Here is a 6,418-nt window from a genome sequence, read left to right as displayed (position 1 = left end):
AGGATGAGAATGGACGCGTTCATGTCCCGCAGGGCCTGGAGCTCGGGTTTCCCGGCAATCAGACGAGCCAGCCGGGTCGTGGATTCCCGGAGGCTGGCGGCCGTATAAGCCTTATGGCGGCTGCTGTCCACGGTATGCGGTCCGGCGCCGTCGGCCCGCGCGAAGGCCTTGAGAATACCGTGGCGGTTGACGATCGCCGCGCTCACGCGATACCCATCCGCACTGCAGGCACTCACCGCCGCTGACACTGCTTTCTGGGCCTGCTCCAACGGCAACACGGGCACGGTGGCCGGCGGTGCGGCAACCGCTACAACAGGGAGTAGCAGCAGCGACAGCGTCATGCCGGCCAAAATGGATAACCCTGCGATACGGTGCGGCTTGCGACCCTCGTCCGGCATATGCGTCCTCTCTCTTTGTCGTTCGTCGTTTCGCCCGGGGCGAACACTTGCTCGACCCGTCGCGCCACCCACTATAGCCGCAATCCCAGCCTGCGCGTACCGCAATGCCGTGACTGACCGCCTCGCTACCGTGCCGCCGCCTACGCACCGCTGAGCTCGCTCGTTAGCCGCTCACGGAACTGCCTGATCCGCTCCGCGTTCTTGCCGAGATCGCTGACTCCGACCCGCGAGACCGAACGTATGTCAACACGCGTGCCGTCAGCCACCCCGCGGATTCGAACCACAACATCGTCCTTGAAGCCGAACCAGAAGGTGGTTGCGGTCGCTTCGATACGCCCGGCCTCTCGCGCCGCGGCGACCACCCGCCAACCCCTCGCCTCGGCCACGCCGTGGGCGGCCGCAAAGACACGCGTGGGAGGGGCCGGGTAGCGCAGCGGCTGAATGTCGCGATAGGCGGACTCCTGTGCACGCGCGACTTCCGGCCCGCCGTAGGCGGAGGTATTCGGTGCGCTGCGGCGCAGCGGCAGAATGGCTTCGAAATGAGGCGGCCGCGCGGTATCCGTGGTGATGTCATGGATGGGCGGCACACGGCGCGCCTGTTGCAGCAGCGTCCAAGGCAAACCAAAGCTCGCGCCCCCGATTGCCAATGCAATCGAGGCAAGCAACGCATGCGCGGTAAACCGGCGCGCGCTGATGCACTCGCTCAGCAACGCCAATACGCTGACGAGACCGCCGGCCAGGCCGATATACGCCCCCCAGCGCAGTAGCGTGAACGCCGCGCCGAGCCCCAGAAGCTGCCATCGGTACGCCAGGCCCGGCAACAACACGAACATGGCGCCGCTCAGGGCAAGCAGCAAGCCGAGCGCGGGAAGCCACCGCGCGGCACGCATTTTATGACCCTGAGCTCGCGTCCCTGAAGGCATTTCAGCCCCCATCCCAACCGCGCTGCGCAAACCATCGCCTTCCCCGCCCGCTCCTCGTCGGCCTCATAGGCATGCTCGCGTACGCGCCCAAGCGAGCTTGGCAAGCTGCCTGCGACCTTGCCGTGCTCCCGGGGGCGGCATAAAGCGAGCCTAATCGCGCTCCCCCGCACCGAGTGCCGCCGTGCGGTATGGCTGCACAACAACGCTTAGAGCCCACGTTGGTGGGCGAGTGTCCATAGTGCCTGGCCGAGCCCATCGGTAACGGCGGCGAGCCGATCACAGCTCACCTTGTCCGGAGTATCCTCGGCGGAATGATAATAAGGATAGCGGTAGAACGCCGTGTCGGTGACCATTACCGCGCGGTAACCTTGGCGCCAGAAAGAAAGGTGATCACTCCAGGCCACTCCAGGGATTACGGCCAGCGTGGCAATATGCTCCGCCGGAAAATCGGTGGCGGCACGAAAAGCCTTGACCAGGCGTTTCAAAGCCGGCCGTGATCTGAGATTCGAGACGAACCCGATGAAATTGCCGCGATCCGGGAAGGCATAGCGCAGCAGCGGCGGGTAAGCCTGCGTGCCGGGGCAATCGCGGTAACAGCCCATCGTCTCCAGCGAGATCATCAGACGAATGTCCTCACCCCGGGCCCGGGCGCGAGCAGCGTAACGCAGGCTGCCCTGGTCCTGGGTAAGGAAAAAAGGCGCCTCCTCGTTGGCGAAGGCGACAAAGCGCATCTCGCAGGGAAGGCGCAGCGCGGCGAAACGCCGCGAGAGCTCGAGCAAGGCAGCGACTCCCGTCGCGTTGTCGTTCGCCCCGGGACTGCCCGGCACCGTATCATAGTGCGCGCCCACCACCAGAACCCGCCCGCCGGACGAACAGCCTGACGGCATGACCTCGAGATTGGCGCAGGTGATTCCCCGCGTCGTGTAGCGCTGCTCGTCCACCGCATAGCCCTGCTCCTGCCAACACGAGCGCAAATAATCCTGCGCCGCCGCCAGGGCCTGCGCCCGGTACACGTTGCGCTCCCCGATCTCGCCTGCCAACCGACGGATATGCCGACGCAGCCGAGCCGCTGCCTCGCCCGGTGGCTCGTCGCCGGGAGGCTCTGCATTGCGCGAGCCCGGCACATCCGCCTCTGGTTTGTATCGCCTAGTCACAAAGCGCCTTCATCGGTGAGCGCGCCCGCAATGCGCAGCGCCCCGCTCGCCACGCTCTATGCCTCTTCCTCCAGCGGTTTGAACTCATTGGCAAGGCGTTGCTGGATATGGCCAGGCACCGGCTCATAACGGCTGAAGCGCAGATTGTAGCTGCCCTCGCCACCGGTCATGGCCTTGAGCTTGGAGGCGAAATCCTCGAGCTCGGCCAAGGCCGCCACGGCCTGCAGCGTGACGTGCGCGCTGTGGCTCTGCGTATCCTGTATACGCCCGCGCCGCGCCGCGATATCGCCCGTGATATCGCCCATCGCCGAACTCGGCGCGTCGATCATCAGCTCCACAATGGGCTCAAGCACGATCGGATGCGCCTTGTGGACCGCATCCAGAAAGGCTTTGCGCCCGGCGATTACAAAGGCGATCTCTTTGGAATCCACCGGATGGGTCTTGCCGTCGTAAACCGTGACCTGAACGTCCTGCAGTGGGTACCCGGCGACCGCCCCATCGTCCAGGGCCTGCCGCACGCCCTTTTCCACCGCCGGCACGAGGGAACCGGGGATGGCCCCGCCGCGGATCTCGTTGACGAACTCGAAGCCGCCCCCGCGAGGCAGCGGCGCGATGCGCAGAAACACTTCGCCGAACTGCCCGGCGCCACCGGTTTGCTTCTTGTGCCGGCAGTGCCCCTCGGCGGCTGCCGTGATCGTTTCCCGATAGGCGATCGACGGCGGCTTGGTCTTCACCTCCAGGTTGTAGCGCTGCTGCATCTTCTCCAGCGTCAGCCGCAGATGCCGATCGCCCAAGCCCCAGAGTACTGTCTCGTGGGTGGCTCGGTTCTGCTCGATGCGCACCCCCGGGTCCTCCTCGGCCAGCTTCATCAGCACCTCGGAGAGTTTCTGCTCATCGCCGTGGCGCGCAGCGCGGATCGCCGCGCCGAACACCGGCGTCGGCAGCGCCATGGGGTGCAGGCGGATATGGTCCTCGTCGTGGGAATCGTGCAGCACGGCATCAAAGTGGATCTCTTCGACCTTGGCCACGGCACAGATATCCCCCGGAATACAGCGATCCACCTCGTTGCGCTCTTTCCCGCGGAGCTTGAACAAATTACCGGTTTTGAACGGCTTGCGCGCGTCGCCCACGTAAAGGCGGCTCTCGCGGGTGACGGTACCCTGATGCACCCGGAATACCGCAAGCTTGCCCAGAAAAGGATCGTGCTCGAGCTTTACCACGTGCGCCAGTACGTGCTTTTCGGGATCGGGCTGAGCTTGGTATTCACGAGCACCGCTGTCGTCCTCGCGGATGAACGGCGGCGGGTTACCCTCCAGCGGATTGGGCATGAGCTGGTCGAAAACGTCCAGCAAATCCGTCAGCCCGGAGCCGCTAGTCGCGGAAGCGAAGCAGATCGGTATCAGATGCCCTTCACGCAAAGCGGCCTCGAACGGCTCGTGGAGCTGCTTCGGGTCGAGCTCCTCACCCTGTTCGAGATAAAGCGCCATCAGCTCCTCGTCGATCTCCACCACTTGATCGACCAACGCGTCGTGAGCCGCCTCAACCGAGGAAAAGTCCGCCTCGCCGGAGGGAGTGAAAAAACAATCCGCCACCGCGGTGCCGCCCTTTGCCGGCAGGTTCAGCGCCAGGCACTCGGAGCCGAAGTTCGCACGGATCTCCTCGAGCAGTCGTTGCAGGTCGACTCCATCGGCATCGATGCGGTTAACGATGATGAGCCGACACAGTCCACGTTCGCCGGCAATCTGCATCATCTGCCGTGCGGTGCTCTCGATTCCCGCTTGGGCGTTGATCACCAGCGCCACGGTTTCCACGGCCGGCAGGACGGCCAGCGCCTGGCCCAGAAAGTCCGGAGAGCCCGGCGTATCGATGAAATTGATGTGCGCGCCCTTCCAATCCAAACTCACGACCGAGGCGCTGATGGAATGGTGAATGGATTTCTCCAGAGGATCGGCGTCACTGACCGTCGTCCCCCGCTCGACGCTGCCGGCGCTGGCCACGGCCCCGGCCGTGGCCAGCAGCGATTCGATCAGCGTGGTTTTCCCCGCCCCGGCGTGCCCGACCAGGGCGATGTTGCGGACGTTCTCGGTAGCGTAATCGGGCATAAGTGCGATCTCCGGCTGGTAAGGAGCCGCAACACATGCTTGTCAGCTCCCCGTGCCGCGGCCCTGTGGTCCGCGGCTATTCTGATGAGAACAAAAACCCCCGAGCGGTTGGCTACCGCTTGCACCTCGCGACGGCCAGTCCCATTCGCCTTCAACGGCTTGGTTGCGGCAATGTCGTTGCTCATCGAACCGTCTGGCGGGTAGCCCCCGAATCCGCTGCATGCGTTTACAAACAAACGCGCGCCGCACTTGAGGCGCTGTGACCGCGCAAACCATCAAGGTTTCGGGCACAGCGCGCGCAACCGGGCCTGCAAGCACGCCATCCGCCCTTCAAGAAGTGCCCTTAATGACTAGGATAGAACCTGATCGGTGGCTCTGCCTTGCAAGACCGAACCCGAGCACGGTTCTGCGCGGAAAAGCAGGAACGAATCGGGGCTCGGTCGAGAACGGGCAAGGTTTAGGCGCCATGTGGGGAGAGGAGAAAACGAGGGAGTATCTAGGCCGAGCCGGCTTCCAGGTGGTTGAGAAAGACGAGTTAGCGCATGACATCCAAAACAATTGGTTTGTCATACGCAAATGATTTGGCGGCGACATAGCCGCAGCAAGTGGCTAGCGGGCCGTCGCTTCGCCGGCTCCGCCCGGAAAGAAGCACCCCAGACCGGAGCAAGTATCCGGTTTTACGCGTCGGAGCCAATACATTGTATAGCTCCGTTTTCCCAGGACACGAAGGTAAGTGATACTAAAAGTGTCCTGGGAAAACGGAGCTATACAGACACTGCGGGGCACGCTAATCCACACCGGGCATTTTTATCCTAGTTTGGCGTGAGCGGCCCTGCCTGGCAGCGAACATGTAACCGTTTTTTCGCGCGGCCAAAGTGCTTGGCGCGAGCGCAATATGCGGTAGGCTTGCAGGAAGATCATAGGCAATCCCGGGCATGGAGAGAACGTAAGGGGAAACAGCGGTGGGATCTTTTCGGATAATCACAACAACGCTGACTGTCGTCGTCGCATGGAGCGTACCCCAGGCACTCGCCGAGGGCGGGACCAATCAACCCAATCAGATCGTCAGCGAGCATAAAGCGTTTCGGATAGTCAAAGAGGCAGCCGCCTGCTATATCAGGCAGTCCGACGATACCGGGCGCATGGCGCTGCGCTTTGACGGCACAACGCCGACGCTCGTATCGCTCCACGGGCCCGGCCTGGAGGGGCGGATCGAATACTGGATCGATACCACCCGCAAACGTGTGCTGTCCAGGCCGAAATCCCCTGGGGCAAGCACAGTCGCGCTGCCCACCGATACGGTCGCGCGGATGAAGGCCGGACGGATTCTCTACGTGCGGGTGAAGCCCGTCGGCGAACCAGCAAGGACGCAAGAGTTCAGCCTTATGGGCTTCACTGCGGCCACCCGAGCCCTGAGTGATCGTAAATGCCGTGCCGACAAGACGGCGTCCCCTCCCGCCACCCTCGAGGTTGAACTCACGCGCAATACACGCGGCGCAGCCGTGGTATCCGGCCGCACCACGCTACCCGACGGCATGAACCTTCGCATCTCCTTGCACACCGACATCAACGGATACTACGCGCAGGATACAGCCCACGTGCATTCCGGCTACTTCGAGTCCGCCGCGTTCAGCGACCGTGGGCGCGCGCTTCCGCCGGGGCGTTACACCGTCTCGATTTCATCACCGCTGATGTATCTGCAGCCGCTGGAGGTCCAACGCGCGCTCGGGCCTTCGGGCCAGAAAATTCCCGAAGCCATTCGCGAGCGCTCCTCCTACGACGACAGCTATACGGTAGGCTACTCGGTCTCCCGAAAGCTCGATTAGAGAGCCGGCGCTACA

The 6,418-nt window shown here is 63.6% G+C and carries 5 protein-coding genes and 1 pseudogene; 2 read left to right on the top strand and 4 right to left on the bottom strand.

Annotated features, from left to right (window positions below; genetic code table 11):
- The 4 genes from AC52Q4_RS12710 to fusA all read right to left on the bottom strand — a co-directional run.
- Positions 1–398 (bottom strand): GlcG/HbpS family heme-binding protein (locus tag AC52Q4_RS12710; protein ID WP_495537167.1); only part of this gene is annotated, 398 nt, incomplete at its 3' end.
- A 140-nt stretch (positions 399–538) separates the two neighbouring features.
- Positions 539–1,288: a DUF1499 domain-containing protein gene (locus AC52Q4_RS12705; RefSeq protein ID WP_495537166.1), complete on the bottom strand. Its 750-nt coding sequence runs from the start codon at positions 1,286–1,288 to the stop codon at positions 539–541.
- 239 nt (positions 1,289–1,527) lie between these two features.
- Positions 1,528–2,475, bottom strand: a complete 948-nt coding sequence (locus AC52Q4_RS12700; RefSeq protein WP_495537165.1) for a M28 family peptidase — start codon at positions 2,473–2,475, stop codon at positions 1,528–1,530.
- Between the two features lie 56 nt (positions 2,476–2,531).
- Complete coding sequence (fusA, locus tag AC52Q4_RS12695) at positions 2,532–4,577, bottom strand: elongation factor G (RefSeq protein ID WP_495537164.1); 2,046 nt, start codon at positions 4,575–4,577, stop codon at positions 2,532–2,534.
- 442 nt (positions 4,578–5,019) lie between these two features.
- Here fusA and AC52Q4_RS12690 point away from each other — a divergent pair.
- Together AC52Q4_RS12690 and AC52Q4_RS12685 are read left to right on the top strand one after the other, a co-directional pair.
- Positions 5,020–5,157: pseudogene (locus AC52Q4_RS12690) on the top strand (transcriptional regulator); the annotation flags it as partial.
- 382 nt (positions 5,158–5,539) lie between these two features.
- On the top strand, positions 5,540–6,403 hold the full coding sequence (locus AC52Q4_RS12685) for an invasion associated locus B family protein (RefSeq protein WP_495537163.1): 864 nt from the start codon (positions 5,540–5,542) through the stop codon (positions 6,401–6,403).
- The last annotated feature ends 15 nt before the right edge of the window (positions 6,404–6,418 follow it).

Source organism: Nitrococcus sp., assembly GCF_059432795.1.
Note: the sequence above shows the minus strand (reverse complement) of the source record. Positions and strands in the feature narration are given on the sequence as shown.

Bases quoted from the DNA above. Each gene is read 5' to 3' on its own strand.
- AC52Q4_RS12705 (WP_495537166.1), bottom strand. From the start codon at position 1,288: ATGCGTGCCGCGCGGTGGCTTCCCGCGCTCGGCTTGCTGCTTGCCCTG.
- fusA (WP_495537164.1), bottom strand. From the start codon at position 4,577: ATGCCCGATTACGCTACCGAGAACGTCCGCAACATCGCCCTGGTCGGG.